Here is a 23474-nt window from a genome sequence, read left to right as displayed (position 1 = left end):
GGAGGCCGTCGACCGTCAGGGCCCCGCTTCGTTTCGACAGGCGTTTGTTTTCCGCCAGGTACCGGGTGAACTCGCTGCGCAGGTCGCACAGCCCGGTCTGCCTAAGGGTGGCCAGCTCCCGCACCTTGGAGGCGTAGAGCTCCAGGCCGTAGTTGGTCAGGGTGCCCTGGTCCACGTCCTCGCCGATAACGCCCGGGGTGCAGAGCATGACCTCGGCACCGCTTGCGGTGATGGAATCCACCAGCGCCGTCAGGCCTTCGGCGTACTCCTCGGCGCCGGCGTTGAGCGCCGCCCGGCTGGGCCCCAGGCTGGCTACGTCGTTCACCCCGACGTAGACCACCACGTGGGTCGGCTTTTTGGCGAGGACATCCTTACGCAGCCGCCGGGCCAAGTCGGGGACCTGGTCGCCCACCACCCCGGTGCCGAGTACCTCGATGTTGCGCTCGGGGTAGAGCGTGGCCAGAGCATCTTCGACCAGCGTCACGTACCCGCCCTCCTTGACGCCCCCGGCGGTGATCGAGTCGCCGAAGAAGACGATGCGGGAGCCGCTCGGCAGGTTCATTGCTGCTCCGGGGTCGATGCCAAAGTCCTCCATCAGCTTCTCGGTCTGTGACTGCTGCACATCGAAGTCGGCAGCCGGCGTGCACGCGGTGAAGAGCAGCATCAGTACCACCGCCAGCCGTCTGTAACCCCGTAAAGACTCATCAGCCATCCCCACGAGTGTAAGTTGCGCTGAACGCGAAGAAATGTAGGAGAACGCGAAGAAATACTTGTTGCGGCCATTGACGGCCCCCGACCAACGGGCTTATCGTACGTTCTGCCCCAAGAGGCAGAAGGATCCGAGGCTGGAGAGGCCGGGCCCGCAAGGGACTGGCGCAAAGGTTTTCGGGGCCGGACCGTTTCTTGGGGCACTATCTTTTTCCGGGACTTGTGAGTCGCCGAGTCCGGAACCCCATCCAGACCAGCCGAGCACCCCGACACGCAAATAGCGGTTTGCGACACAAACTAGTTGACAGAAAGGCGCTCCAGGCCTAACATGGTTTGTGTCACCAACTAGTTTGAGAGGAAGGTCAGATGGAACGCAAGGATCTGGAGGCCGTTGGCGCCGAGTACCCGCACCTCCGGGGACTCTTCCTGGGACCGCTGGGGGTCGTTGTGATCGCATCGGGTTTGGGGAACCTGGAGTGGGGGCCCTTCAGCAATCTGTTGGTTGCCCCGGCGCTGTTTCTGGCCGCAGCATTGGCCTGCCTGGTCATAGCCCGCTTCTACCAGCGCAACTACGGCAGCGTCCGGGTCTCCAGGAACGCGCAGATCAAAGGTGGCGTTGCCTTGGCGGTTTGTGTGCCGCTGTTGATCGGGGGCTCGACCATGGATCACCGGCTGGACCTGCCCGTCTGGGGGTTCCTTGGATCGTGGGCGGTGCTGATGCTGGCGTCCTACGGATTCAGCGTGGGGCTCAAGCTGCACCACAAGGTCATTTGGGGTGCCGCCCTGGTCGCCGGTCTTCTTCCGATCTGGGGTGATCTCTCCCCGGACCTGAAGTCCAACCTGGGACTGGTCGTGGCCGGAGTTGGGGTGATCCTCACGGGGATCTTCGATCACCTGCTGCTGATGAGGACCTTCGATTCCGCAGCCAGGTACGGCGTCGAAGCCTGACCCGAACCCGATAGAAAGGAGAGACGACATGGACCGAAACTCCCTTCTTGCAGCCGGCCCGACCTACACCTACCCGCGCGGCCCGCTGGCGGTTCCTATCGGCGCCTTCTTCCTGCTGGCCGGTGTCACCTACCCGGAGTGGGGGCCGTTCGGCAGCCCGTGGCTATTCTGGGGTGGAGGACTGGGCAGTCTGGGGGCGGGCCTCCTGATCGATCGCTGGTACCGGCAGAACTACGGCCGGGTCAGGGTGAGCGCAGGAAACGGCAATGTCGGAGCCTAACGAAGAGCTCGTCCTCGACCGTTTGATCCACGAGCCGGGACGCCTCGCAATCCTCACGGTGCTCTCCTCGGTGAAGTCGGCCGACTTCGTCTTCCTACAGCGGACCACCGGGTTGACCAAGGGAAACCTGTCGAGCCACCTGACGAAGCTGGAGGAGGCCGGCCTGGTGCAGATCGAGAAGCGATTTGTTCTGAAAAAGCCCAACACCAACGTCGAGCTGACGAAGGTGGGCCGGGAGCGGATCAGCGACCACTGGAACCGGCTGGACCGGCTGAAGAACCTGGCCCAGCCTCAGATCCAGGAGTAACGCTCCGAATTACCCTGTGTGGCGAAAGGCCACGCAGGGTACTTTACTTAGGTGGAACCCAAGCCCCGACTCTCCTTCCTCTACACAGAGGGCAAACCGACCATCTTCGGCTGGATCCTGATTGCCGGAACGATCGTCGGGGTCCTGGCGATCGGCGTGCTCGCGACCATAGTCCTGACCGTCGACGTCCCCCTCCCCGACGCCGCCCCCGGAGGAAGTGCGACCGAGGTGCTCGACTCCAAAGGCGACCTGATCGGGACCCTGAAAGGGGAGCAAAAGCGCAAGATCGTGCCCCTTGACCAGATCTCACCCTTCCTCCGGGAGGCGGCCGTGGCCACCGAGGACCGAAGCTTCTACGAGCACACCGGGATCAGCCCCCGAGGCATGGTGAGGGCACTGTTCAGCAACGTCCAGGCCGGCGGGGTGTCCCAGGGCGGGTCGACGATCACCCAGCAGTATGCCCGTAACGCCTACGGGGTGGTGGGGACGGAACGCACGATCACCCGCAAGATACGGGAGATCGCCCTGGCGCGGAAGATCGAGAGCAACTACTCCAAAGACAAGATCCTCGAGTTCTACCTGAACACCATCTACTTCGGCCGGGGCGCCTACGGAGCGGAGGCTGCCTCCCTCACCTACTTCAAGAAGCCGGCAAAGGACCTGACCCTCAACGAGGCGGCGTACATGGCCGGGGCAATCCGGTCGCCGGAGAACTACCAGCCCGATGAGAACCCCGAAAACGTCGTCCGCATCCGCAACGAGGTGCTCGGGGACCTGGTGGCAACGGGCAAGATCACGGAGGCGGACGCCGGGGCGGCCCGTGCCGAGGACATCCTGCTTCAGTTCAAGCTTGGGCAGACCGAGCTGGATTCGTCGAAGGCCGGCTACTTCATCGAGTACGTACGGCGGGTGCTGCGGACCAAGCAGTTCGGGTTCAGCGACGCCGAACTGCTGGGGGGCGGGCTCAAGATCGAGACCAGCCTGGACCTCAAGATGCAGGAGGCCGCAGAGCAGGCGGTGTCCAGCGTAATGAACCAGCCGACCGACCCCGAGGTTGCCCTGATCGCGATGGACCCGGACGGCAACGTCCGGGCGATGATCGGAGGCCGGGACACCCAGGACCGGGTCCGCGCCCTGGGATTCAACTTCGCGGCCAACGTCGGATCGGAGGACGGCGGCGGCCGTCAGGCGGGCTCGGCGTTTAAGCCGATCGCGCTGGCCTCGTTCCTCGAGCAGGGGGAGCCGGTCACCAGGACCTTCCCCGGTCCGGCCAAGATCACCATCGACAACCCCCTGTGCCGGGACGGCGCGGGCAACCCCTGGACCGTGTCCAACTTCGACAGCGAGGGTTACGGCACGCTGGATGTCGCCCGGGCCACCCACAACTCGGTGAACACGATCTACGCCCAGATGATGGCGGAGGTCGTCACTCCGAAGGAGTTCATCGGCACCGCAGACGAGCTTGGGATCAACATCCCGGCCGGAGACGAGGGTTGCGCCCTGGCGCTCGGGACGACCGCAGTGACCCCCATGGAGATGGCGCAGGCCTTCACCACCTTCGGGGCCAGAGGCCAGCGCCCGGAGCCGCTCGTCATCCGCAAGGTCACCTCAGCGAACGGAGAGATCCTGGTCGAACGGGCGCCCAACACCCGTCGAGCACTCGACGAGGAGGTCGCCGACACGGTCAACGAGGTACTGCAGGGGGTCATCGCCAACGGCACCGCCAGGGGAGCGAGCATCGGTCGCCCTGCGGCCGGCAAGACCGGCACGACGCAGAACCACGTCGACGCCTGGTTTGCCGGCTACACCCCCGATCTGACGGCGGTCGTCTGGATGGGATTCCCCCCGAACGAAACCGGCCAGATCCCTGAGATGAGCAGCGTGCGCGGCCGCCGGGTAACCGGGGGCTCGTTCCCGGCGACCATCTGGAAGAGCTTCATGCAGGCCGCGCTTCGCGGCACCAAAGAGACCGAATTCGCAAAGCCGGAGGAGAAGGTCCCAACGGCGGTCCCGACCACGTCCTGTCCTGAGGGGACGGTCCAGGGCGCGGGCGGCGGCTGTGAGCCGGCCGTTCCGCTGCCGACCGTCACCGAATTTTCGGACGAGCCGCTTCCGGGCTTCACGACTACCCCACAGATACCGCCGCCTCCGCCGCCGAGGCCCGTTCCGCCCCGGCCGACGCCGAGGCCGAGCCCGATACCCACCGCAAGTCCGACCCCGTCGCCGACGCCCTCACCCACACCCAGCCCGACGCCGACCGCCACCCAGGTGGCCGGTGCTCCGGGGAACGGAAACGGAAACGGTAAGGGTTAAGGGTCGCGCGGGTGGGCAGCCGCCCGTTCCTGGGACTGGCGCAGCGCCCGCGGCATCGTGGGAACCGCCAGCCTGAGGGTTGCGAAGTAAGCCTTCGTCAGCGGCTCCGCCAAGCGACTTCGCTCCAGCTGCAACATCGAACGCCCCCACCCGGGCAGCAGGTCGACGGCGGTGCGGGCGAAGATCGCGTACGCCAAACGGACCGCCCCCGCGGATGCCGGCTTCAGGATCCGCTTCTGTAGAAGCTGGGCCGCCGGCCCCGGCATGAACTCGCCCCACGCTTTGACGAGCGCGGCGGCGGAGTCCCGAACCGTCGGCGTGTCGCCCTTTCCCCCGTCCAGGACCCAGCGGGCCGACTCGTAGGCGTCCCGGCTCGCCTCCAGCTCGGGGCGCACCCGGCGGAAGTAGTCCTCCACCTCGTAGCGGCTTCGGGGAACCCCTTGCGCCCCCAGCATCTCGGGCACCCGGGCGACCTCGTCCCAGTACTCGTCGATTTGCCGGCCGCTGATCGGGTTGGGGGCGTACCGCAGGTGGCCGTCGAGAAAGCCGCCGTAGATCGTGACGTGCGTCCATACCGCCAGGCCTGGGTCGCTGGCTTTGTACTCGTTGCCGTTCGGTGCCGTCCCCGAGATTCGCCGGTGCAGGCGGTTCACGTAGTCGACCACCCCGTTGGCGACTTCGGTCGACGCAAAGGCGGTCGCCATCACGAACGACGCGGTCCGGGCGAGCCGGCCGATGGGGTCCTTGCGAAAGATCGAGTGGTCCAGGGTGCCGGCCAGCACCAGCGGGTGCAGCGTGCCGAGGATCAAGCCGCTCATCCCGCCGACCAGCGCCGACGGCCAGTCCGATCCCACCCGCCACGAGATGCTGCCCGGACCGAAAAGCCCCGGGTCCCCGGGAGGGTCGGTGTACTGCACGCCGGGAAGCTGAGAGACCTCGAACGGCGCCTGGACCACGTCCCCCAGGCGCTGCCGGACCTCCATCAGGCGATTCACAGCTCGACCAGCCGGGCGCTCGGCTTGCCGTCGGTGATGTCCAGGATCGCCACGGTAGGGGTTTTGGCCCGGCGAGGGTCGCAGGCGCTCCCGGGGTTGAGCAGGAGCAGATCGCCGTCGTCGTCGACAACCGGCATGTGCGAGTGCCCGAACACGACCACCCGGTGGCCGGGGAAGGCGTCGGTCATCCGCTTGCGCCGCCGCTCCCGGTCGCCCGAGTCGTGGATCATGCCGATGAGTACGCCCTCGACCTCGATCGACTCCTTGACGGGGACCTGCCGGGCCAGCTCGGGCGTGTCGCAGTTGCCCAACACGCCCTTGACCGGGGCGATCGCGCCGAGCTCGTAGAGGACCTCGGCCTGCACGAAGTCGCCGGCGTGCAGGATCAGGTCGGCGCCTTCGAACAACGAGAAGACCTCCTCGGGAATCCTGCGGTTGCCCCGAGGCAGGTGGGTATCGGAGATGACACCGATCTTCGCCATGCCTTCAAGATACCCGTGTCATGCTCCGGAGGACCGCGGCGCTTGCGAAGTTTCCGCGCGCTTTCGCCCGGGTAACGTCCGGGCACCATGAGCAACCCGGCCCCACTGCCCTGCAGGAGTTCCGCATGCCCCGCCTGAGAAGGTCCGACCAGTCCCGGCCGGGCATCACCCGCGTCCGCCGGGGCAAGGGCTTTCAGTACCTGGACCCGTTCGGCCGGCCGCTGGACGACCCCGAGACCCTGGTGCGCATCCGGACCCTGGCGATTCCTCCGGCGTGGAACGACGTCTGGATCTGCCCCTTCCCCAACGGCCACATCCAGGCCATCGGCTACGACGTCGCCGGACGAAAGCAGTACCTGTACCACCCGCACTGGCGCACCATGCGGGACCAGCTGAAGTTCCAGCACATGATCGAGTTCGCCCACTGCCTGCCGGACCTCAGGCGCCAGACCCGCCAGTGCCTGATGGCGCCCGACATGAGCCGGGAGAGGGTGCTCGCGGCGGCCGCACGGATGCTCGACCGGGGGGCGTTCCGGCTGGGGAGCGAGCAGTACACCACCAAGCACTCGACCTTCGGCATCGCAACGATCCTGAAAAGCCACGTCCGCCTGGGGCCTGACTACTCCATCACCTTCGATTTCATCGCCAAACACCAGCAGCGCCAGGTCCACAAGATCGTCGACCCCGACATCTACGAAATCATCGCAACGCTCAAGAGACGCCGCTCCGGCACCGAGTTGCTCGCCTACAAGGTCGGTGGGCGCTGGGTCGACGTGAAGTCCGCCGACGTCAACCTGTTCCTCAAGGAGATCAGCGGCGGAGACTTCACCGCCAAGGACTTTCGCACCTGGGCCGCTACCGTCCTGGCCGCGGTCGCGCTGTCCAAAAAGCTGGACGCCAAGTCGGCGACGGCCCGGAAGCGGGCGGTGGTCGCGGCCGTCAAGGAGGTCGCGCAGAGCATCGGGAACACCCCGGCGGTGTGCCGGTCCTCCTACATATACCCACGGGTGATCGACGACTACCTGGCGGGGATCACCATTGCTCCGGCGATCGAAGGACTGGATCAGGAGAAGCTGGGGGAGTGGGGGTACCGGGAGGCGGTCGACGCCGTCGTGCTCTCGCTGCTGGAGGGCGAGAAGATCCGGCAGAAGGTCGCCTAGCCGGCGGCCTGCTCTCCCTGGATGAGGGGAGCAGGTCCGGCCTTAAGGTTTCCAGCCTGCGGTCAGTTACTGCAGATCAGCGGCGGGGGACCGATCTTGGGCTCTGTGGGTGAGTTGGCGGCGTCCTGGATGTAGATGCTTCGAAGGAACTCCATCAGATTTTGTTCCGCGATCTGGAGGAGTGGGTTGTCCTGCTCGGGCTCGATGCCTGGCCATTCGGTGAACATTTTCGCCTCCCGAACTGTGTGTACTCAAAATAGTTCTCCGGGATTGGAATTGACAGGTTAGTCGGCCCTATTTTCGCCGGCGGATGTACCTATTTCGTCATCGGGTGCCGGTTCGGTCGACTGATCGATTGGAGCGGGCCACAGCCGCCGGGACCGGACGACGTTCACCTCGGCCGCCAGCAGCGTGATGTTCGACCCGACGAACAGCCACGCCATCAACCCCAGCACGATGGCGAAGAACCCGTAGAGCACCGTCGCCCGGGGAAGCAGCGTGCGGATCACGAACCCGCCCAGGGTCTGCATGGCCGCCCAGCCGCAGGCCGCGACCACCGCTCCGGGCCAGACCTGGCCAACGGTTATCGGGGCCGTGGTGAGAAACCGGAACGCCACCAGGAACATGCCGAAGTTCAGGGCGACCGACGTGGCGACGCCCCCCACCCGGAGCCCGAGCGGGAGGAAGCCTCCGCTGGTTCCCCCGATGCCGGCCACGAAGGTGGAGGCGACCACACCGGTACCCAGTAGCGCAAGGAACGCCAGGGCTTGGAGGCGGGAGACCAGCACGTTGGGCCGGTGGTGATCCGGTACGCCCCAAACCTCGTTCATCCCATGCTGCAGAGCCCGGATGACCGAGGTCCCGGCGAGCAGCGTGCCGGCGACGCCCAGGCCGAGGGCCACCCCGCTTCCGCGGATTTCGGAGATCGACTTGTTCACCTGGTTGCCGATCACCGGGATCTGGGTCAGAAGCGCCGTGATGATCTGCTCGCGAAGGTCGGAGTTGTTGCCGAGGATGAACCCCAGGACACTGACCAGAACCAGCAGGAGCGGGAACAGCGAAAAGAATGCGTAGTAGGCAACCAGCGTCGACAGGTAACCTGCGTGGTCGTCCTGGAACTTGCGAACCACCGCCACCGGGAACGCCAGCCACTCGTGGCGCTGCTGGTAGGCGTCGATCCGGCGGACGGCTTCTGGAATGTCGGCCAACTGCTCCCTCTTACCTAATTTAGGAATTCGTGTTTCCGGGCCGGAGGCCCTGGGTAGCACCTTCGCATGCTACCTATACGAATGGGCATCCTGGAGTTTCCGCGCGCCGATTGCGCTGTGAGCGGCCGCAGGGACCCCGAACGGTTGTCCCAGTGCCTGGTCTGCGGCTCTTTGCTGTGGTCCCGTGCCGCCGACGGTGAGCCCGAGTGCCGGTGCTCTATCGCCAGCGTGATGCGCGGCGTCGCCAAAGAACCCCAGCCGGCGGGCTTGTCAGCCTAAAGAGCACCACCCGCACCAACCAGGCGGATTCGACGCGCCCGGTTCTCTGGGTACTTTAGGCCGACCTGCTTCCTCATCGCCTCATTGGGGCGGGCAAGCATTGACTGCCGGCGGCTTCAGGTATGCAATGCGGATGTGTCCGATTCCGGATCGATGCCGGCTGGTCGCCCTGCGTCCGCTAGGGCTGTGGGTTCCATCGAGCGAGCCCTGCTCGTCTTCCGATGGGTCGCCCTGGCGTCGATGGTCGTCAACTTCGTTCTCGATCACGACCTGACGGTCGGCAATAACCCGGCTCTGGGCGCTTCGGCCCTGGTGGTGGTGGGGGCGTGGAACGTCTTTTTGACCAAGCGAGGCATGCCGATACGGGGCAGGGTGCTGGCGGCCGACTTCGCTGTGTGCGCGGCCCTATTCCTCATCTCGGGGATGGTGATGCCCGACCGTCTCGTCGGCACGGGGCCATCCCTGCTGGCGCTCACCTACCCCTTTGCGACCGTACTCACGGCCGGGTCTGCCTACGGACCGATCGCCGGAGGTATCGCCGGAATCCTGATGGGAACGTGCTCCATCCTCGTCCGCGACATCAACGGCATTCCGCTCACCGCGGTCGTCTTGCAGCGTTCCTGGCCTCCGGCAGTCGGCTATGTGCTTCTTGGGCTGCTGTTTGGCATCGTCTCGAACCTCCTTCAACGGTCCGCGGACGAGGTCAACAGGGCGACCGCCGAGGCAATCGCACTGCGGGAGCGGGAGGCCCGGCTGGCGGAGCGGGAGTCGATGGCCCGGGAGATCCACGACTCGGTGCTCCAGGTGCTCGCTCTGATCCACAAGAGGGGAAAGCAGCTGGCAGAGACCGGTTCCCCGTCCTCGGCTCAGGTTATGGAGCTGGCCGAGATGGCCCGGGACCAGGAGGCGGCGCTCCGCGGCCTGATAATGCGGGAACCGGAGAAGGGCCCGCTGGGGGAGGCCTCGCTCCGCACCGCGCTGGAGGTCGCCGCCCGGAACGTCCGGGAGCTCAACGTCAGCGTCAGCTCGGTCGGGCCGGTGTGGCTGTCCGGAGAGACGCTCGAGGAGCTCGTGGCTGCGGTGAAGGAGGCGCTGGCGAACGTCGTAGAGCATGCGAGGGCGACCAAGGCAGCGATCTTCGCCGACGAGCAGGACGGCCTGGTGCAGGTGACTGTGAGGGACGACGGCGTGGGGTTCGAATTCGACGAGGCCCGGTTCCGGGCGGAAGGAAAATTCGGCGTGTTGAATAGCATGAGGGGACGTATCGAAGCATTGGGAGGCCAGATGAAGGTCGAATCCAGGCCGGGGGCGGGGACCGAGATCGAGTTCCAGGTGCCTTCGGGATCGCAGGTGGCTCAGTGACCGAACCGATCCGGGTGATGGTCGTGGACGACCACCCGGTCTGGCGTGACGGCCTGCGGGCGGACCTGGAGCGCAACGGGGAGGCCGTCGTCGTCGCCGAGGCCTCCGACGGCGGCGAGGCCATCACGAAGGCCCGCGAAGAGATGCCCGAGGTGGTCCTCATGGACCTCCAGCTGCCCACGGTGAACGGCGTCGAGGCGACCCGGCGCATCGTCGAGGACTCTCCTCACGCCAAGGTCCTCATCCTCTCCGCCTCCGGCGAGGAGTTCGACGTCATGGAGGCGGTCAAGGCTGGCGCCTGCGGCTACCTGCTGAAGAGCACGCGGACCGAGGACGTGATCGACGCAGTCCGCCGGGTGAGCGCCGGGGAGTCGGTCTTCAGCCCCTCGCTCGCCGGCATGGTCCTGCAGGAGTTCCGCCGCATGGCTTCGAAGAACCCGGCCGAGCCCAGCCTGACCGCCCGGGAGAACGAGGTGCTGGTCCTGGTCGCAAAGGGCTACACCTACCGGGAGATCGCCGAAAAGCTGTTCCTGTCGATCAAGACGGTGCAAAATCACGTCCAGAACATCCTGGCGAAGCTGCAGCTTCACAAGCGATACGAGCTTATGCGGTACGCCATTCAGAGGGGTCTCGACAAGGCGCCGGACTGAGCGGCAAAAGTAGGGCTAGCACCACACAAAGTGGGGTGCAAACTCCCTTGGCAACGGTAGCGAATCAAGGTTTCCTACGTCGTAGGGGAGCAAGGTCCACTTGCTACCTGATCACGAACCGGAGAAACCCCTGATGAGCAGGCACAACACCCAGATCCGTAAAGAGATCTCAACCAGGATCGACAAGGACCAGTCGTCCTCCGGATGCAATCCGGCCACGCCCCTGGCCACCACTCTTCACGACTTCTACCGCAAGTTCGGCCTATGCGAGTGTGCAGGAGACGCCAAGCGCTCGTAGACCGTCCCACCGATGTAGCACTTCGCCGGGGGAGAGCCCGTCACAGGCTCCCCCGGCGATTTGTTTTTCCGGGCTCCTCACGCTGAAAATCCGCATTTACCCTATTAGTTCTTTTTCACTGTGCAAACTATATAAAATAGCCTTAGAGTGTTCGAGTGAGCGAGGGGAGATCAACCAATGCCGGTCGGTGACGATCAATCGGTCAAGGCAGCGAAGGCTTTAGCCCTTCCTACCCGTTCGGCAATTCTGGGCCACCTTCTGCGTGCGGGGTCGTTGACCGCCAAGGAGGTTGCCGACGAGTTCTCGCTGCACGCCAACGTGGCACGGGCCCACCTCGACCTGCTGGTCGAGGCCGGTTTCCTGGCCACCGGGATTCGACGAAAGGGAAAGGGTCGCCCATCGAAGGTCTACTTCACCTGGGAAGGCGAGATGGGCAACCTCGAGGACTGGGAGGTGTCGCCCCCGGCGGGCGAGGCCGGTCCTCAGGTGATCGTGCCCGAGCTCATACCGGCGGTCGCCGAGGCCCGGGCGGCGGCCCCGAACCCGTACCGGCTGATCGCCCAGATCTTCGTGCGGCTGGCGGGCAAGATCGACAGCGAGGAGGTCTACGCCCTGGCGGAGCAGGTCGCCCGGGACGAGGGCCGCAAGCTGATGCTCGGGTACCGGGCCGGGGGGCTGGACTTTGCCGCTGCGGTGGGGGCGCTGGTACAGGAACTGCGGCGCTTCTCGCCGCTCACCGACGTCGTCCGGCTCGAACACGACTACGCAGAGATTGAAACTCCGGACTGTCCCTTCCGGGACATTGCGCTGGAGCACTCGGACCTGGTGATCCTCATCGACCCCGCCCTCAAGGAGGGCGCGATGGCGGCGCTGGGGCACCCGAGCGAGGTTGAAACAGAAGCATCGGTAGCACGGGGTGACCCGGTCTGCAGAGAGGTCATCCGTAGAAGGTCCACAAATGGTGTGAGTGTTGAGAAAGGGAGAAGTTAGATGGCGGAGTACGCAAAGGATGTGCTTGTCGAAACCGACGAGGTAGCAAGTTGGGGCGGCAGCAAAGAAGGCACGGTTCTGGTCGAAGTCGACGAGGACACCAGCCTGTACCAGAAGAGCCACATCCCGGGAGCGATCTCGTGGGACTGGGCGTCGGACCTGCACGACCTGCCCCGTCGTGAGTTCATCGACTCGGACGGCGTCGCCAAGCTGCTGGCCCGCTCCGGCGTCAACGAGGGCGACACCGTCGTCCTCTACGCAGGCAACAACAACTGGTTCGCCTGCTACGCCTACTGGGTCCTGAAGTACCGCGGTTTCGACAACGTCAAGGTCCTGAACGGCGGGCGCAAGAAGTGGGAGCTGGAGGGTCGTGAGCTGCAGACCGAGGCGGTCACGCCGACCCCTGCCTCCAACCCGGCCAAGGTCGCCGGCACCCGTGAGGAGCTGCGGTCGATGCGCGACGAGGTCATCAAGGCGGTCGAGAACAAGGGCGCCTTCGTCGACGTCCGCTCCCCCGAGGAGTACCGCGGCGAGCTGCTCGCTCCCCCGCACCTTCCCCAGGAGCAGGCACAGGTTCCGGGCCACATCCCCGGCGCCGCCAACATCACCTGGGCCAAGGCGGCTCGCGACGACGGCTCGTTCAAGTCGGCCGACGAGCTGATCGAGCTCTACAAGAACGAGGGCATCACCTCCGACCTGCCCGAGGTCATCGCCTACTGCCGGATCGGCGAGCGCTCCTCGCACTCCTGGTTCGTGCTGCGTGAGCTGCTCGGGTTCGAGAACGTCAAGAACTACGACGGCTCATGGACCGAGTACGGCTCCCTGGTTGGAGTGCCGGTAGAGAAGGGCTAAATCCCGCCGATCTTCGAGAAGCGCGGGCCTCCGGGCCCGCGCTTTTTCGCGGGTAAACCTGGAGTAAACTGAGGGGAGCCCTATCAGGAGAAAAATCGGTGCCAGACAATGGCCCACGCAACGTTTTTGTCTACCTTCTGAACTTCCTCACGCTGTACCTCAGCGCCTTCGGCGCCGGCCTGCTGACCTGGGGACTCGCCGACCACTGGTTCCAGGACCCGCTCGAGACCTATGTCAGCAGGGGGCCGATCCGGTCCGGCATCGCAATGCTGGTGGTCGCCTTCCCGCTGTTCCTCTACCTGAACCGGCTGATCGACCGGACCGTCGAGACCCCCGAGGTGACCGAGCGGTCGATGCTGAAGAAGGTCCTGACCTACCTGACCCTGTTCCTGCTGGCGATCACCACGATCATCGACCTGATCACCGTCATCTACTTCTTCCTCGGCGGCGACCTGACCGCCCGATTTGCGGTCCGGGGGATAGGCATCCTCCTGATCGCCGGCTTCGTCTTCTTTTACTACCTGTCGGACCTCAAGGAGCCTAAGGTTCTGGCGACGGCCGGAGCCAGCGCTCCGCCGGGCGCCCCGGAAGGCGAGACCGAAGCGTGATCGGCCTGTTCGGGCTGCTGATCCCGCTGATCCTCGTCGGCGTGGTGGTGACCGTCGTGGTGGTGTCCGTGAACCGCAGCCGGGAATCCGGCATCGACAGCGGCAGCCCCATCTCGCCGAAAGACATCTTCCTGCACCTGCTGGCCGCGGCCACCCTCTACATCTCTGCGATCGGCGTCCTGGTGCTGATCTGGGGGCTGGCAGAGTACTGGTTCCCCGACGAGTTCGAAACCTTCAACTCCGGGGCCGACGGCGGCGCAGTGCGAGGAGGGGTGTCGATGGCCATCGTCGCCTTCCCGATCTTCGTTTACCTGAGTGTGCTGATCCGCCGGCGCATCAAAAGCGGCGAGCTGGACCAGTTGTCTACCCTTCGGAGTGCTTTCGTCTACGTCAACCTGTTCATCGTCACGGTGGTTTCCCTGATCACCCTGATGGTGACCGTGAATGCCTTCCTGGCCGGCGACCTCACGCCCCGGTTCCTGGTGCGGGCCGGAGGCGTGCTCGGCATCGTCGGCTTGATCTACCTCTACTACCGCAGCGAGTTGGAGGCCATCCCCGGACGCCGGGTCATTGAGCCAGAGTCCGAGCCGGAGGTGTCGAAGTGAACAATCGAGCGATCGTGGGTGCAGTGGCTACGGCAGCGGTGGTTGCGCTGGTGATCGCCGGCCTGTTTGCGATCGGCTCTCCCGCCACCGCACGCAAGTTCAAGGCGGACCAGGAACGGCGAAACCGCCTGGGTCAGATTCACTACGTCCTGGCCGGCCACGTTCGCGAGGAGGGGTCTCTGCCCGAGTCGCTCGAGGAGATCGACGACGAGGTTCTGCGCCAGGCCGGCTACGGCTTCGACGCCCGCAAGGACCCGGCGACGGGTGAGTTGTTCGAGTACCGCAGGCTGGCTGACCGCAGGTACGAGGTCTGCGCGGACTTCGAGACCTCGTCGGAGGACGGCCGGGCGCAGGAGTTCGGCCCTTACCCGGGCGACCTCGAGGAGCACGAGGCCGGCCGCACGTGTTTCGATCGCCGGATTACGAACCAGGATGTGGATTCCGCACCCGGGTTCTTTCCGGACGGCGTGGAGCCGTTCCCGCCGAAGGTGGCTCCTCCGGCCACCATCCGGCCGCCGGAACCGCCCCCGGACCCCACCGACGCCCCGCCCCTGGGCGACCCCGGCACCCGCTCGTCCAGCCCGGACCCCAGTCCCTCGCCCGTGTAAGACTGGCGGCATGAGCACTGCATACCTGGTCGAGGGCGTCCGGCTGTTCGAGGACGGTCAGTACTTCCTCTCGCACGAGACGCTGGAGGAGCATTGGGCGGAGGCCCCCGAGGAGGATCGGAACTTCTACCAGGGGCTGATTCACCTGGCGGTGGGGTTCCTGCACCATGGTAAAGGCAACGCCAAGGGGGCCCGGCTGCAGTTCGCCAAGGCATCCAAGCGCCTGACCGACTACCCTGATGTTTACCAACAGGTCGACCTGGAGCTGGTCCGCCGGTTCCTGGACGGGGCGCCGGAGGCCTTGGAGAGGGGCGAAACCCTGACCCCTCCGAAACTGTTCCGACCGGTCGGCTAATCTTTAGGTTCCCGGGCGCTTAGCTCAGCGGGAGAGCACTGCCCTTACAAGGCAGGGGTCACTGGTTCGATCCCAGTAGCGCCCACCAGATGTTGCCATGCACGGTCACCTCCCGCGATCGTCGATGAAGATCTCCTCGATCTTCAGCTCGAACAGGTTGGCGAGGCGGAAGGCGAGCGGGAGGCTCGGGTCGAACTTCCCCGTTTCGATTGCGTTGATCGTCTGCCTCGACACGCCGGCACGCTTAGCCAGATCGGCCTGCGTCCAGGAGCGTTCAGCCCGAAGGTCCGTGAGGCGGTTCTTCATCGGTACCTAATAGTGCCGATGAGGACCGTGATCAGGTAGACAACTCCCAACAGGGTCGGGAAGACGGCGATGTTGGCGTCGAAGTCGACCAGGCCCGCGCCGTCCGCAACGACATAGGCGAATCCTCCGATCCACCCCACTCCGAGCGTGGCGGTCAGCGCATCCTGGACGATCTTTCGTTGTAGCTCATCGGCTTCCCGGAGAAAGTGCGTGAAGGCGACGATCCATCCGATGCCGACGACAGTGTTGAGGGCAACTGCGGCCCAGCTTGCCGTCTGCTGAGAATCCCACAGGTGTTCGGGGCCGAACTTGGCGAAGGCGAGGGTCGCCACCCAAGCGAGTGTCCAGAACATCAAACGAGCGGATGCCTTGATCGAGTCCTGATAGGCGGCGGTCCCGTTCTCTGCTTGCATGAGAGCCCTTTCTGTGAGCGAATGTCAAATACACTTGACACGAGATTAAGGGACACCGGGCCGGATGTCAAGTTAACTTGACCTAAGACGTGCCGAGAGAGGTGTAGCGGGGCACATTCCGGCCAGATTCGCCGACCGGCAGGAGTTTGCGGCGGATCAGGCGAACTTGGAGTTCCAGGTCCCCTCGGAGATGTTCCTGGGCTGACCGGGTTTCGAATCGACCGCTGCAGACACCATGGCCCACTCCACGTAGAAGCCGGTCGCCTCCAGCGCCGGGAGGGTGATGCGGCCGGCCGAGCCCGAGCGCGGGGAAGGACGTTCGGTGGAGGCGGGTCGGTGCGGCTCGTTCATCATTGTGAGGCTCCCTCCTGCTCGAGCTGGGGATCGGACTTTTCGTTCGTCAGATGCGGAAGGGGTGGGTCAAGCAGTGCGCCCTCCCCGGCCAGGGTCAGGAATCGGCGCACCCGGGCACCGGGACGTTTGGTGGTGAGGATTCTTCCGGCCTGATCCGCCCGCTGCCGGGCTTCACGCAGCGCCGTCAGACCCGAGCTGTCGATGAACTCAAGATCGGCCATATCAACGATGATGGTTGCCGGCTCCAACCTCTCCAGGCGTTTTAGCGCCATGGTGAACATGAAAGCGGTGTAGACGTCCAGCTCCCCGGCGATCCGAACCTCAATGCCTTGTTTGTGTACCAACGCCTGCATTGAAAAGCCCGGGTCCGGGTCGAGGTGCGCTGGCGGCTCGGGCGAGTCGGCAACCCCAGCATCGGGGAATTCGTGGCGTCTGGGGACGATTGCCCGCCTGCTGCCGTTGACTAGACGACCGATAGACATGTTCATTCAGCAGGGCTGCAGTCGGTTGAGCGCAGTAGGGAGCGGAGAGGCGACAGATTTCTCTTCCGAACGGCGGCCGGGCCAACTTCCCCACTCGCCCAGGGCAACCCTGGAGCCGATCGGTGGACCGGGGGCTTTGGGGCGCGGAGTCACGGGATCCTCTCAAAGACTGGGGCATCTTAGAGATTAGGAGCCGCTTGCTGACCCTCAAATCGGACAAAAATAATAGCACGCGCCCACCCCTCCGTGGAACGAAAATGACGATTGACCGGCCCTATCGAAGCTGGATAATTATGAATAAAGGCGGCTGCCCACGCGAGGGCGAAGCGGATCAAAATGTCCCAAGACGAGTTGTCTCAGAGCCTGGCCGAGCTTTCCGGCCTGCTTTTGTCCGAGGAGACGGTGGACAGCACTCTTCACCGGGTAGCGGTCCTCGCCTCGCACCTGCTTCCGGAGGCCGACGCAGCCAGCGTCACCGTAGCCGGCCCAGACGGAAAGCCCAGCACCGCCTCTTCCACCCAGGACCTGGCCTCTCAGCTCGACGCCGAGCAGTACCGGCTGGAGGAGGGCCCATGCCTTGCCGCGCTCAGAGAGCGGGGGTCTTTTCAGATCGACTCGATGGCCGACGAGACCAGGTGGGCAAAGTTTTGCCCCCTGGCGCGGCAAGCCGGTATAGCCAGCCTGCTCGCCGTGCCGTTGACCGCGAACGGAACGTCGGGCGCCATCAACTTCTACTCCCGTAAGGCCTACATCTACACGGCGGTGGACCGAGCGGTGGCGATGATTTTCGCCAGCCAGGCTGCTGTCGCTGCGGCAAATGCCCAGGCGTACGCGTGGGCCCGGAGCGAGCGAGACAATATGGCGCAACGCTTGAACGAAGCGCTGCGGTCCCGCGCCATCATCGATCAGGCGGTGGGAGTACTGGTAGAGCGCACCCACCTCAATCCCACCGAGGCGTTCGAGATGCTCAGGGCGGCGTCGCAGCGCCTCAACGTCAAAATCAGGGATATCGCCAGGGAGGTCGTGGCGGCGGCCCAGCATTCGACCGAGCCCGGCCCGATGGACAGGATCTGAAATAGAGCCCGTCGACGCAGGCAGCAACCCGGTCCCCGTACACTTTTTATCGGGGAGTCCCCCGGAAAAACGCAGGGAAGCGCTCGCGATGGACCCGAGCGGCACCGACGTGGCCGAAGGTTCTGATGCAGGTGGTGACCCGCGTCCCCTTGCCCAATCGGATCGGTTGTTCAAGATCGAGCGGGTAGACCACCTCGGTTCCTGGAACCGGCCGGATCGTGTGTAATGAGTCTCCAGCAAACCTGGGGCTGTTCAGCCTGTTCCGGGGCGGACGCCAATGACTAAGAAGCGGATCGCTCAAATTTCTTGAGGTCAGCGTTACGGAAGGGATGCGCCCATGAGCAGTACCGACCAGCCACATCGATTTGCACTCCTCGGCAAGGAGCCGGTCGCCACGATCGGGCGGGAGGAACTGAAGGACAAGCTCGATCGCCGGGAGCCGGTCAAGCTCGTCATGGCTCTTAACCGGTGGGCCTTCGATGCCAAGCACATTCCGGGATCGCTTCACTTCGACGACCCCAAAGACCTCTACTCAACCCTCGCCAAGGACGATGAAGTCGTGGTCTACTGCTCGACCGTCGATTGTCTTTCCAGCGTCGCCCTGTACCGGGCCCTTGTGGATCGCGGGTACACGAACGTGCGCCGCTACGCCGGAGGCCTCATCGACTGGGAGGATGCCGGACTGCCGCTCGAGGGTGAGTTTATCGAAGGCGGAGAGCCGGCCGGTTCTTGATTGGGCTCCGCCGGGCATCAGCAGATTAGCCGCTCGGGTACGAGTAGGATCGGAAGGCTACCGACTTTGGAGGAGCATCCATGCCGCAAGATGTCCACGAGCGAAGCGAAGTCCAGGCGCTGATGGACCGGGGCGCTCAGGTGGTCGAGGTTCTCGGTGCTGAGGAGTACGGGGAAGACCACCTTCCGGGAGCGATCAACCTGCCGCTCCGGAAGATCGACGCTGAGGCAAAGAGCCGGCTGGAAGCCGAGAGGCCCGTGCTGGTCTACTGCTGGGACTCCGCCTGAGACCTCAGTGCACGGGCCGCGTGGCGGCTCGAAGGCCTCGGGTTCACCGACGTTTACGACTACGTCGACGGGAAGGTTGACTGGCTGGCCGCCGGATTACCGACTGAGGGCAGCAATGCCGCAGAACCCCGAGCCGGCGACGTAGCTCGCGGGGACGTCCCCACCTGCGGGCCCGGCGAGAAGGTCGGGCCGGTCCGGGAGCGGGTCCGGGCGGCCGGATGGAAAGCGTGCGTGGTGGTGAACGACGAGAGGGTTGTTCTCGGCCTGCTCCGCGAAGCCCAGTTGGAGGGCGACTCGGACGAGGAGATCGAGAGCGTGATGCGTCCCGGCCCCAGCACGTTCAGGCCGCATGTCTCCATAGGCGAGATGGCGCATTTTATGGTCGACCACGATCTGCAGAGCTCTCCGGTCACCACATCGGACGGCCGCCTTGTCGGACTGCTTCGGCGGGAGGACGCGGTCAGCGCGGCACACGGCCACCACGCGCACGAACACTCATTAGAGGAGCAGGAGAGCCCGTGAAGCCGGCCAAGGAACCAGCGCCGGAGCTCACCTGTAAGGACTGCGCCACGGTCTTAGAGGTCTGCTCCTTTTGCGAGCAAACCCGTTGCCGCCACCCGATCTGTTTTCGCTGCCTGCGGTTCCAGCTCGGGGAGTCGTTGGCCCACCCCCACTCCCACGGAGGCTGAGTAGCGTGAAGTACCGGGCGTACCAGTGTCGTATCGGAGGTGCGCATGGATGAAGCGAAAAAGAAGTCGGAACCCGGCGACTACGTGCCGGTAAACGTAGCGGAGCATCGAGGACGGCTCCTGGTCACGGCGCCATTAGCGGGATGCAACCTGCGCAACATCCGGGTGCTTCTCCAGGGAAACCGGCTGGACCTGGAAGCCCGGCCGATGGGTGGGCAGAACATGGACTACCTGCTGCACGAGTGGCATCCCGGACTCTACCGGCGGTCGGTCCAGCTCCCTCTCCCGGTGACCGGAGAGGGCGCCTTTGCGCACTACGGAAACGGGCTTCTCATCGTCCATCTGGAAAAGGCCGAGAAGGTTCAGCCCGAAACCAGCTACTCGATCGAAGTGACGACGCCTTCGCACGAGGAGGTCCATCCTGGAGAGAAACCGAACGAGGCGGGATCTTAAGACAGTTTGTCGAAAGGAGAGGTTCATGAAGGTGGCCATCATCGGATCGGGCAACGTCGGATCCGCAGTAGCCGAAGCTGCGAAGCAGGCCGGGCATGAGATCACGGTAGCCAGCCCTCAGCCGGAGCGGCGCGAAGGGCTGGGCGACAAGCTTGGAGTCGGGACGACCTCGTCGAATGTGGACGCCGTCGAGGGCGCCGATCTCGTGGTGCTTGCGGTTCCTTTCGGCAGCTTCAACGACGTTGTCCGCGATATAGCAGGCAAGGTCGGCGGCAAGATCGTCGTCGACGCCACCAACCCAATCAGGGAGGATTATTCGGGGCTGGCGACCGAGGGCAGCTCGGGCGCCGAGTTGCTGCAGCAGCAGCTCCCCGACGCCAGGGTGGTCAAGGCTTTCAACTCGGTATTTGCGTCCAACCAGGCTGGGCCTGTGGTCGACGGGGTTCAGCTCGATGGCTTTGTCGCAGGCGATGACGCCGAGGCGAAAAAGCAGGTGCTCGACCTGCTCCGGGACATCGGCTACCGCCCGATCGACGCCGGGCCGCTGTCGGCCGCACGCTACCTCGAAGGCATGGCATTCCTGAACATCTCGCTCAACGCAGCCAACGGCTGGCCCTGGCAGACAGGTTGGAAGCTGGTAGGCCCGGGTCCGTCGAGTTCGCCCGCGTAGGGGCTAGCGCCGAGCGACGTCCAGCGCGTCCATCAGCAGGTTGACGCCTTCGCCCATGGTCGGGTGGGTCAGGACGGCGTCGCGGACCTGCTGGTAGCGCAGTTCGCCGAGCATGGCCATCTGGATCACGGAGACGACCTCCCCGGAGTCGTGACCTAGGAGGGCCACGCCGAGTATCTGGTCTGCGTCGGCGTCGACAACCACCTTCCACATCCCAATCGTCTCGTGCAGCGTCCTGGCCCGGGGGATGGAGGCCACCGGGATCGTCGCAACCATGATGTTGCGTCCCTGAGCCCGAGCCTCTGACTCGGTCAACCCGACTCGGGCCAGCTCCGGGGTGATGAACACGGTGTACGGCACGAGACGCCCGGTCGTGACGGCGTCACCGCCGGTGAGGTTCGCCTTGAGGATGCGAAAGTCGCTCCATGACGCGTGGGTGAACTGCGGGCTGCCGGCGACGTCTCCGGCCGCCCACACGTGATCGGCGCTGGTCCGCAGGTGGTCGTCAACCCGGACGAAGCCCCTGTTGGTCAGCTCCACGCCGGCGAGTTCGAGCCCGAGGTCGCCGGTGACCGGTGACCGCCCGGTCGCGACCAGCATCTGTTGGCCGCGGATCTCGGCGCCGCCGGCGAGCGTGACTACGACATCGCCGTGCCCGGCCTCCCGCCGCACTGCCTTCGCCGTTGCGCCCAAGCGCAGTTCCACTCCCTGTCCGGCCAGGATCTCTCCCACCGCTGCCGCGACATCCGGGTCCTCACGGGGCAGCACCTGGGCCGACCCCTGGACGAGGGTGACGCGGGTGCCGAAGATGGCGAACATCGAGGCGAACTCGCACCCCACATAACCGCCCCCGAGCACGATCAGGGACTCCGGCAGGCGCTGCAGGGCCAGGATCGTCTCGGAGTTCCACACGTCCGCCGCATCGATTCCCTCAATGGCCGGCACCGCCGGAGTGGTCCCGGTGTTAATGACCACATCCCTACCGCGAACCACGCGGGTCCCCTCCCGGGTTGTGATCTCGACCGTGCGTTCGTCGACAAACCTCGCCGTGCCGAGGATGAAGTCCATCCCCGAGTCGGCGAACATCTTCTCGTGGGCGGACACCATCCCGCCGACGACCGACTCCTTGTGGTTCCGCAGGCGCTCCAACGAGATCCGGGGCTCACCGCCTATCTCGACGCCCATCTGATCGGCACCACGGGCCGTGAGCATCGTCCGAGCCGACCCCACCAGCGCCTTGGTGGGGATGCACGCCACGTTGATGCAGGTGCCGCCGATCTTGTCGCGCTCGGCCATGACGACCTTCCAGCCCGCTTTGGCCCGGTCCATCGCCAGGGACTTGCCGGCTTTGCCGCCGCCGATTACCAGCAGGTCGGCGTCCTCGACCTCGCCGTTCAGGTCGCTCAACGGACCGGCCCATCGGAACCCGCCGGGTACTCTTCTAGCGGCACACGGCCGGCTCGCCAGTCCTCGAGGACGGGAGTCACGACCCGCCAGCTCCACTCCGCCTCGTCCCCGCGCACCGAGAGGGCGCAGCCGCCGGTGAGGACGTCGAGAAGCACGCGGGCATAAGGGGGCAGCGCGGCGGCGGCCGGCTCGCCGATGAGCTCCAGCTGCTCTGATTTCCCGAACGAGTCGCCCCAGAGGCGCAACACCATGTCGTTAGGGCCGTCGACGCCGATCCAGAGCTCGTTGGGGACGCCGCTGCGGCCGGCGCGAAAACGGAGTACAACTCCCTTCCGTGTCCGGCGAAGTGCTTTGCCCGCCCGCAGGACGAACGAAGTGTTTCGCCATTGGTCGCTGTCGAGTGCGAGGGTGACCTCGCAGAAGGTCTCGGTTTCCCGAGCGGGGTCGACGCCATCCTCCTCTGCGTAGTCCGGCACGCTCGTGTCGCCTGCTCCCGGTTTTCCCGAAAGCCTGCCGGCGCCGTAGCGGGCCCGCCGGGAGGACACCGCGCGCGCTGAGCGCAGGACCTCGACCTTGCGGTCGCGCAACTCCTCCTCGCCCCCGTTCACCGGAGGCTCCATCGCAACCAGACACAGAACCTGGAGCATGTGGTTCTGCAGCACGTCCTTCAACGCGCCGGCGCCGTCGAAATAGCCGGCCCGTCCCTCCAGGGCAAGCGTCTCCTCCCAGAGAATCTCGACCTGCTCCACGTGCCCTCCGTTCCAGACCGCGTCGAGCACGCGGTTACGCCGGAGTGCGAGCAGATTCTGGGCGTTCGCCATGCCGAGGACGTGGTCGACCCGGAAGACCGCCCGCTCTCCCGCCTCCCCGGTCACGTCTGCCAGCAGGCGGTCCAGCTCGATGGCGCTGTCGAGATCCTCTCCGAACGGCTTTTCGAGGACAATGCGGCTGCCGTCCGGCAGGCCTGCCTCGCCCAGGGCTTTCACGGCGGTGGGAAACACCTGCGGTGGAAGGGCCAGGTATGCGGCGACGGGCCCCTCCGCCCCGCCGACCAGCGAGGCGACACTTGCCGCATCGCCGACGTCCACGGCCCGGTATCGCAGTGAACCGAGCAGCCTGTGGCGCGCCGCCTCCGGCACGTGGTCCGCGTGTTCAGACAGGGCTTCCTGAACCGAAAGTCGAAAACTCTCGTCATCCAGGTCCTCCCGGGCGGCCCCTGTGACGGCGAAGCCTTCGGGAAAATCGCCCCCGGCGAATAGGGCGGCCAGCGCCGGGAACAGGTAGCGGCCTGCCAGGTCCCCCGTGGCTCCGAACAGGACGAGCCGCTCGATCACCTACCGATCACCCGGCGAACTCGCGAACCGGCACCCCGCGGACACCGGCATCGGCGCGAAAGAGCGAACCCGCGGGCGGCTGGTCGCCGGGTTGCAGTCCTTCCCGGGACGTCGTGATGAAAAGCTCGTCGAGATTAGGCCCGCCGAACGTGCAGGCGGTCACCTTCTTGACCGGCAGCTCTACGACCTGGTCGAGCTTGCCGTCCGGCGAGTACCGGCGCACCGCGCCCCCGTTGGAGAGCGCGACCCAGACCCCGCCCTCGG

The 23474-nt window shown here is 65.4% G+C and carries 32 protein-coding genes and 1 tRNA gene; 21 read left to right on the top strand and 12 right to left on the bottom strand.

Annotated features, from left to right (window positions below):
- On the bottom strand, positions 1-712 hold a 712-nt coding region (locus VFV09_07165), incomplete at its 3' end, for a GDSL-type esterase/lipase family protein (protein HEU4867491.1).
- Between the two features lie 362 nt (positions 713-1074).
- Between VFV09_07165 and VFV09_07160 the strand changes: the two genes are divergently transcribed.
- The 4 genes from VFV09_07160 to VFV09_07145 are packed head-to-tail and all read left to right on the top strand — an operon-like array spanning position 1075 to position 4556.
- Complete coding sequence (locus VFV09_07160) at positions 1075-1656, top strand: hypothetical protein (GenBank protein ID HEU4867490.1); 582 nt, start codon at positions 1075-1077, stop codon at positions 1654-1656.
- 28 nt (positions 1657-1684) lie between these two features.
- On the top strand, positions 1685-1936 hold the full coding sequence (locus VFV09_07155) for a hypothetical protein (protein ID HEU4867489.1): 252 nt from the start codon (positions 1685-1687) through the stop codon (positions 1934-1936).
- Complete coding sequence (locus tag VFV09_07150) at positions 1923-2243, top strand: transcriptional regulator (GenBank protein ID HEU4867488.1); 321 nt, start codon at positions 1923-1925, stop codon at positions 2241-2243. Before VFV09_07155 ends, VFV09_07150 begins: the two co-directional genes overlap by 14 nt.
- A 51-nt stretch (positions 2244-2294) precedes the next feature.
- Positions 2295-4556, top strand: coding sequence for a transglycosylase domain-containing protein (locus VFV09_07145; GenBank protein HEU4867487.1), 2262 nt, complete (start codon positions 2295-2297; stop codon positions 4554-4556).
- Here VFV09_07145 and VFV09_07140 read toward each other — a convergent pair.
- Positions 4553-5551: an oxygenase MpaB family protein gene (locus tag VFV09_07140; GenBank protein HEU4867486.1), complete on the bottom strand. Its 999-nt coding sequence runs from the start codon at positions 5549-5551 to the stop codon at positions 4553-4555. The genes VFV09_07145 and VFV09_07140 overlap by 4 nt on opposite strands.
- The gene (locus VFV09_07135; protein HEU4867485.1) at positions 5548-6033 is read right to left on the bottom strand and encodes a metallophosphoesterase family protein; all 486 of its coding nucleotides are present in this window, start codon (positions 6031-6033) and stop codon (positions 5548-5550) included. The genes VFV09_07140 and VFV09_07135 overlap by 4 nt, the downstream gene beginning before the upstream one ends.
- Positions 6034-6158: 125 nt before the next feature.
- On the opposite strand from VFV09_07135, the gene VFV09_07130 reads away from it, so the two are divergent.
- Positions 6159-7193, top strand: a complete 1035-nt coding sequence (locus VFV09_07130; GenBank protein HEU4867484.1) for a DNA topoisomerase IB — start codon at positions 6159-6161, stop codon at positions 7191-7193.
- Between the two features lie 62 nt (positions 7194-7255).
- Here VFV09_07130 and VFV09_07125 read toward each other — a convergent pair whose 3' ends face one another.
- Complete coding sequence (locus VFV09_07125) at positions 7256-7420, bottom strand: hypothetical protein (GenBank protein ID HEU4867483.1); 165 nt, start codon at positions 7418-7420, stop codon at positions 7256-7258.
- Positions 7421-7477: 57 nt separating this feature from the next.
- Positions 7478-8401 carry a YihY/virulence factor BrkB family protein gene (locus VFV09_07120; GenBank protein HEU4867482.1) on the bottom strand — a complete coding sequence of 308 codons (924 nt, stop codon included), beginning with the start codon at positions 8399-8401 and terminating at the stop codon, positions 7478-7480.
- Positions 8402-8866: 465 nt separating this feature from the next.
- Here VFV09_07120 and VFV09_07115 point away from each other — a divergent pair, with 465 nt between their 5' ends.
- From VFV09_07115 to VFV09_07070, 10 genes are all read left to right on the top strand, one after another.
- Positions 8867-10042, top strand: a complete 1176-nt coding sequence (locus VFV09_07115) for an ATP-binding protein (GenBank protein HEU4867481.1) — start codon at positions 8867-8869, stop codon at positions 10040-10042.
- Entirely contained in the window at positions 10039-10692 is a 654-nt protein-coding gene (locus VFV09_07110) for a response regulator transcription factor (GenBank protein ID HEU4867480.1), read from the top strand. Before VFV09_07115 ends, VFV09_07110 begins: the two co-directional genes overlap by 4 nt.
- Positions 10693-10825: 133 nt before the next feature.
- Positions 10826-10990, top strand: a complete 165-nt coding sequence (locus VFV09_07105) for a hypothetical protein (GenBank protein ID HEU4867479.1) — start codon at positions 10826-10828, stop codon at positions 10988-10990.
- 177 nt (positions 10991-11167) lie between these two features.
- A complete protein-coding gene (locus tag VFV09_07100) occupies positions 11168-11980 on the top strand; it encodes a helix-turn-helix domain-containing protein (GenBank protein HEU4867478.1) in 813 nt (270 codons plus the stop codon).
- On the top strand, positions 11981-12832 hold the full coding sequence (locus VFV09_07095; GenBank protein ID HEU4867477.1) for a sulfurtransferase: 852 nt from the start codon (positions 11981-11983) through the stop codon (positions 12830-12832).
- A 98-nt stretch (positions 12833-12930) separates the two neighbouring features.
- Positions 12931-13440 (top strand): DUF5671 domain-containing protein, encoded by a 510-nt coding sequence (locus tag VFV09_07090; protein ID HEU4867476.1) that lies wholly within the window; start codon positions 12931-12933, stop codon positions 13438-13440.
- Positions 13437-14045, top strand: coding sequence for a DUF5671 domain-containing protein (locus tag VFV09_07085; protein ID HEU4867475.1), 609 nt, complete (start codon positions 13437-13439; stop codon positions 14043-14045). The genes VFV09_07090 and VFV09_07085 overlap by 4 nt, the downstream gene beginning before the upstream one ends.
- Positions 14042-14653 (top strand): hypothetical protein, encoded by a 612-nt coding sequence (locus VFV09_07080; protein HEU4867474.1) that lies wholly within the window; start codon positions 14042-14044, stop codon positions 14651-14653. Before VFV09_07085 ends, VFV09_07080 begins: the two co-directional genes overlap by 4 nt.
- A 10-nt stretch (positions 14654-14663) precedes the next feature.
- Positions 14664-15008 carry a DUF309 domain-containing protein gene (locus VFV09_07075; GenBank protein ID HEU4867473.1) on the top strand — a complete coding sequence of 115 codons (345 nt, stop codon included), beginning with the start codon at positions 14664-14666 and terminating at the stop codon, positions 15006-15008.
- 13 nt (positions 15009-15021) lie between these two features.
- Positions 15022-15096 (top strand) — tRNA-Val (locus VFV09_07070).
- 17 nt (positions 15097-15113) lie between these two features.
- Here the strand turns inward: VFV09_07070 and VFV09_07065 are convergent.
- From VFV09_07065 to VFV09_07050, 4 genes are all read right to left on the bottom strand, one after another.
- A complete protein-coding gene (locus VFV09_07065) occupies positions 15114-15314 on the bottom strand; it encodes a helix-turn-helix transcriptional regulator (protein ID HEU4867472.1) in 201 nt (66 codons plus the stop codon).
- Positions 15311-15727 (bottom strand): hypothetical protein, encoded by a 417-nt coding sequence (locus VFV09_07060; GenBank protein ID HEU4867471.1) that lies wholly within the window; start codon positions 15725-15727, stop codon positions 15311-15313. Before VFV09_07060 ends, VFV09_07065 begins: the two co-directional genes overlap by 4 nt.
- Positions 15728-15883: 156 nt before the next feature.
- Positions 15884-16078 (bottom strand): hypothetical protein, encoded by a 195-nt coding sequence (locus tag VFV09_07055; protein HEU4867470.1) that lies wholly within the window; start codon positions 16076-16078, stop codon positions 15884-15886.
- The gene (locus VFV09_07050; GenBank protein ID HEU4867469.1) at positions 16078-16569 is read right to left on the bottom strand and encodes an STAS domain-containing protein; all 492 of its coding nucleotides are present in this window, start codon (positions 16567-16569) and stop codon (positions 16078-16080) included. Before VFV09_07050 ends, VFV09_07055 begins: the two co-directional genes overlap by 1 nt.
- A gap of 330 nt (positions 16570-16899) precedes the next feature.
- On the opposite strand from VFV09_07050, the gene VFV09_07045 reads away from it, so the two are divergent.
- The 6 genes from VFV09_07045 to VFV09_07020 all read left to right on the top strand — a co-directional run bounded on the left by VFV09_07045 (position 16900) and on the right by VFV09_07020 (position 20469).
- Positions 16900-17637, top strand: a complete 738-nt coding sequence (locus VFV09_07045; protein HEU4867468.1) for a GAF and ANTAR domain-containing protein — start codon at positions 16900-16902, stop codon at positions 17635-17637.
- Positions 17638-17974: 337 nt separating this feature from the next.
- On the top strand, positions 17975-18370 hold the full coding sequence (locus VFV09_07040) for a rhodanese-like domain-containing protein (protein HEU4867467.1): 396 nt from the start codon (positions 17975-17977) through the stop codon (positions 18368-18370).
- An 80-nt stretch (positions 18371-18450) separates the two neighbouring features.
- Positions 18451-18657, top strand: a complete 207-nt coding sequence (locus VFV09_07035; protein ID HEU4867466.1) for a rhodanese-like domain-containing protein — start codon at positions 18451-18453, stop codon at positions 18655-18657.
- Positions 18658-18894: 237 nt separating this feature from the next.
- Positions 18895-19179 carry a CBS domain-containing protein gene (locus tag VFV09_07030; GenBank protein ID HEU4867465.1) on the top strand — a complete coding sequence of 95 codons (285 nt, stop codon included), beginning with the start codon at positions 18895-18897 and terminating at the stop codon, positions 19177-19179.
- Positions 19180-19391: 212 nt separating this feature from the next.
- Positions 19392-19799, top strand: coding sequence for an Hsp20 family protein (locus VFV09_07025; protein ID HEU4867464.1), 408 nt, complete (start codon positions 19392-19394; stop codon positions 19797-19799).
- 25 nt (positions 19800-19824) lie between these two features.
- On the top strand, positions 19825-20469 hold the full coding sequence (locus VFV09_07020; GenBank protein HEU4867463.1) for an NADPH-dependent F420 reductase: 645 nt from the start codon (positions 19825-19827) through the stop codon (positions 20467-20469).
- 3 nt (positions 20470-20472) lie between these two features.
- Here the strand turns inward: VFV09_07020 and VFV09_07015 are convergent, their stop codons facing one another.
- From VFV09_07015 to VFV09_07005, 3 genes are all read right to left on the bottom strand, one after another.
- The gene (locus tag VFV09_07015; protein ID HEU4867462.1) at positions 20473-21867 is read right to left on the bottom strand and encodes an FAD-dependent oxidoreductase; all 1395 of its coding nucleotides are present in this window, start codon (positions 21865-21867) and stop codon (positions 20473-20475) included.
- A gap of 5 nt (positions 21868-21872) precedes the next feature.
- A complete protein-coding gene (locus tag VFV09_07010; GenBank protein ID HEU4867461.1) occupies positions 21873-23210 on the bottom strand; it encodes a glucose-6-phosphate dehydrogenase in 1338 nt (445 codons plus the stop codon).
- A 7-nt stretch (positions 23211-23217) separates the two neighbouring features.
- On the bottom strand, positions 23218-23474 hold a 257-nt coding region (locus VFV09_07005; protein ID HEU4867460.1), incomplete at its 5' end, for an SMP-30/gluconolactonase/LRE family protein.

This window comes from Actinomycetota bacterium (assembly GCA_035759705.1).
In the GTDB taxonomy this organism is placed as follows: Bacteria; Actinomycetota; CADDZG01; order JAHWKV01; family JAHWKV01; genus JAJCYE01.
The sequence above is the reverse complement of the archived record's forward strand: the minus strand, read 5'-3'. Positions and strand labels throughout refer to the sequence as shown.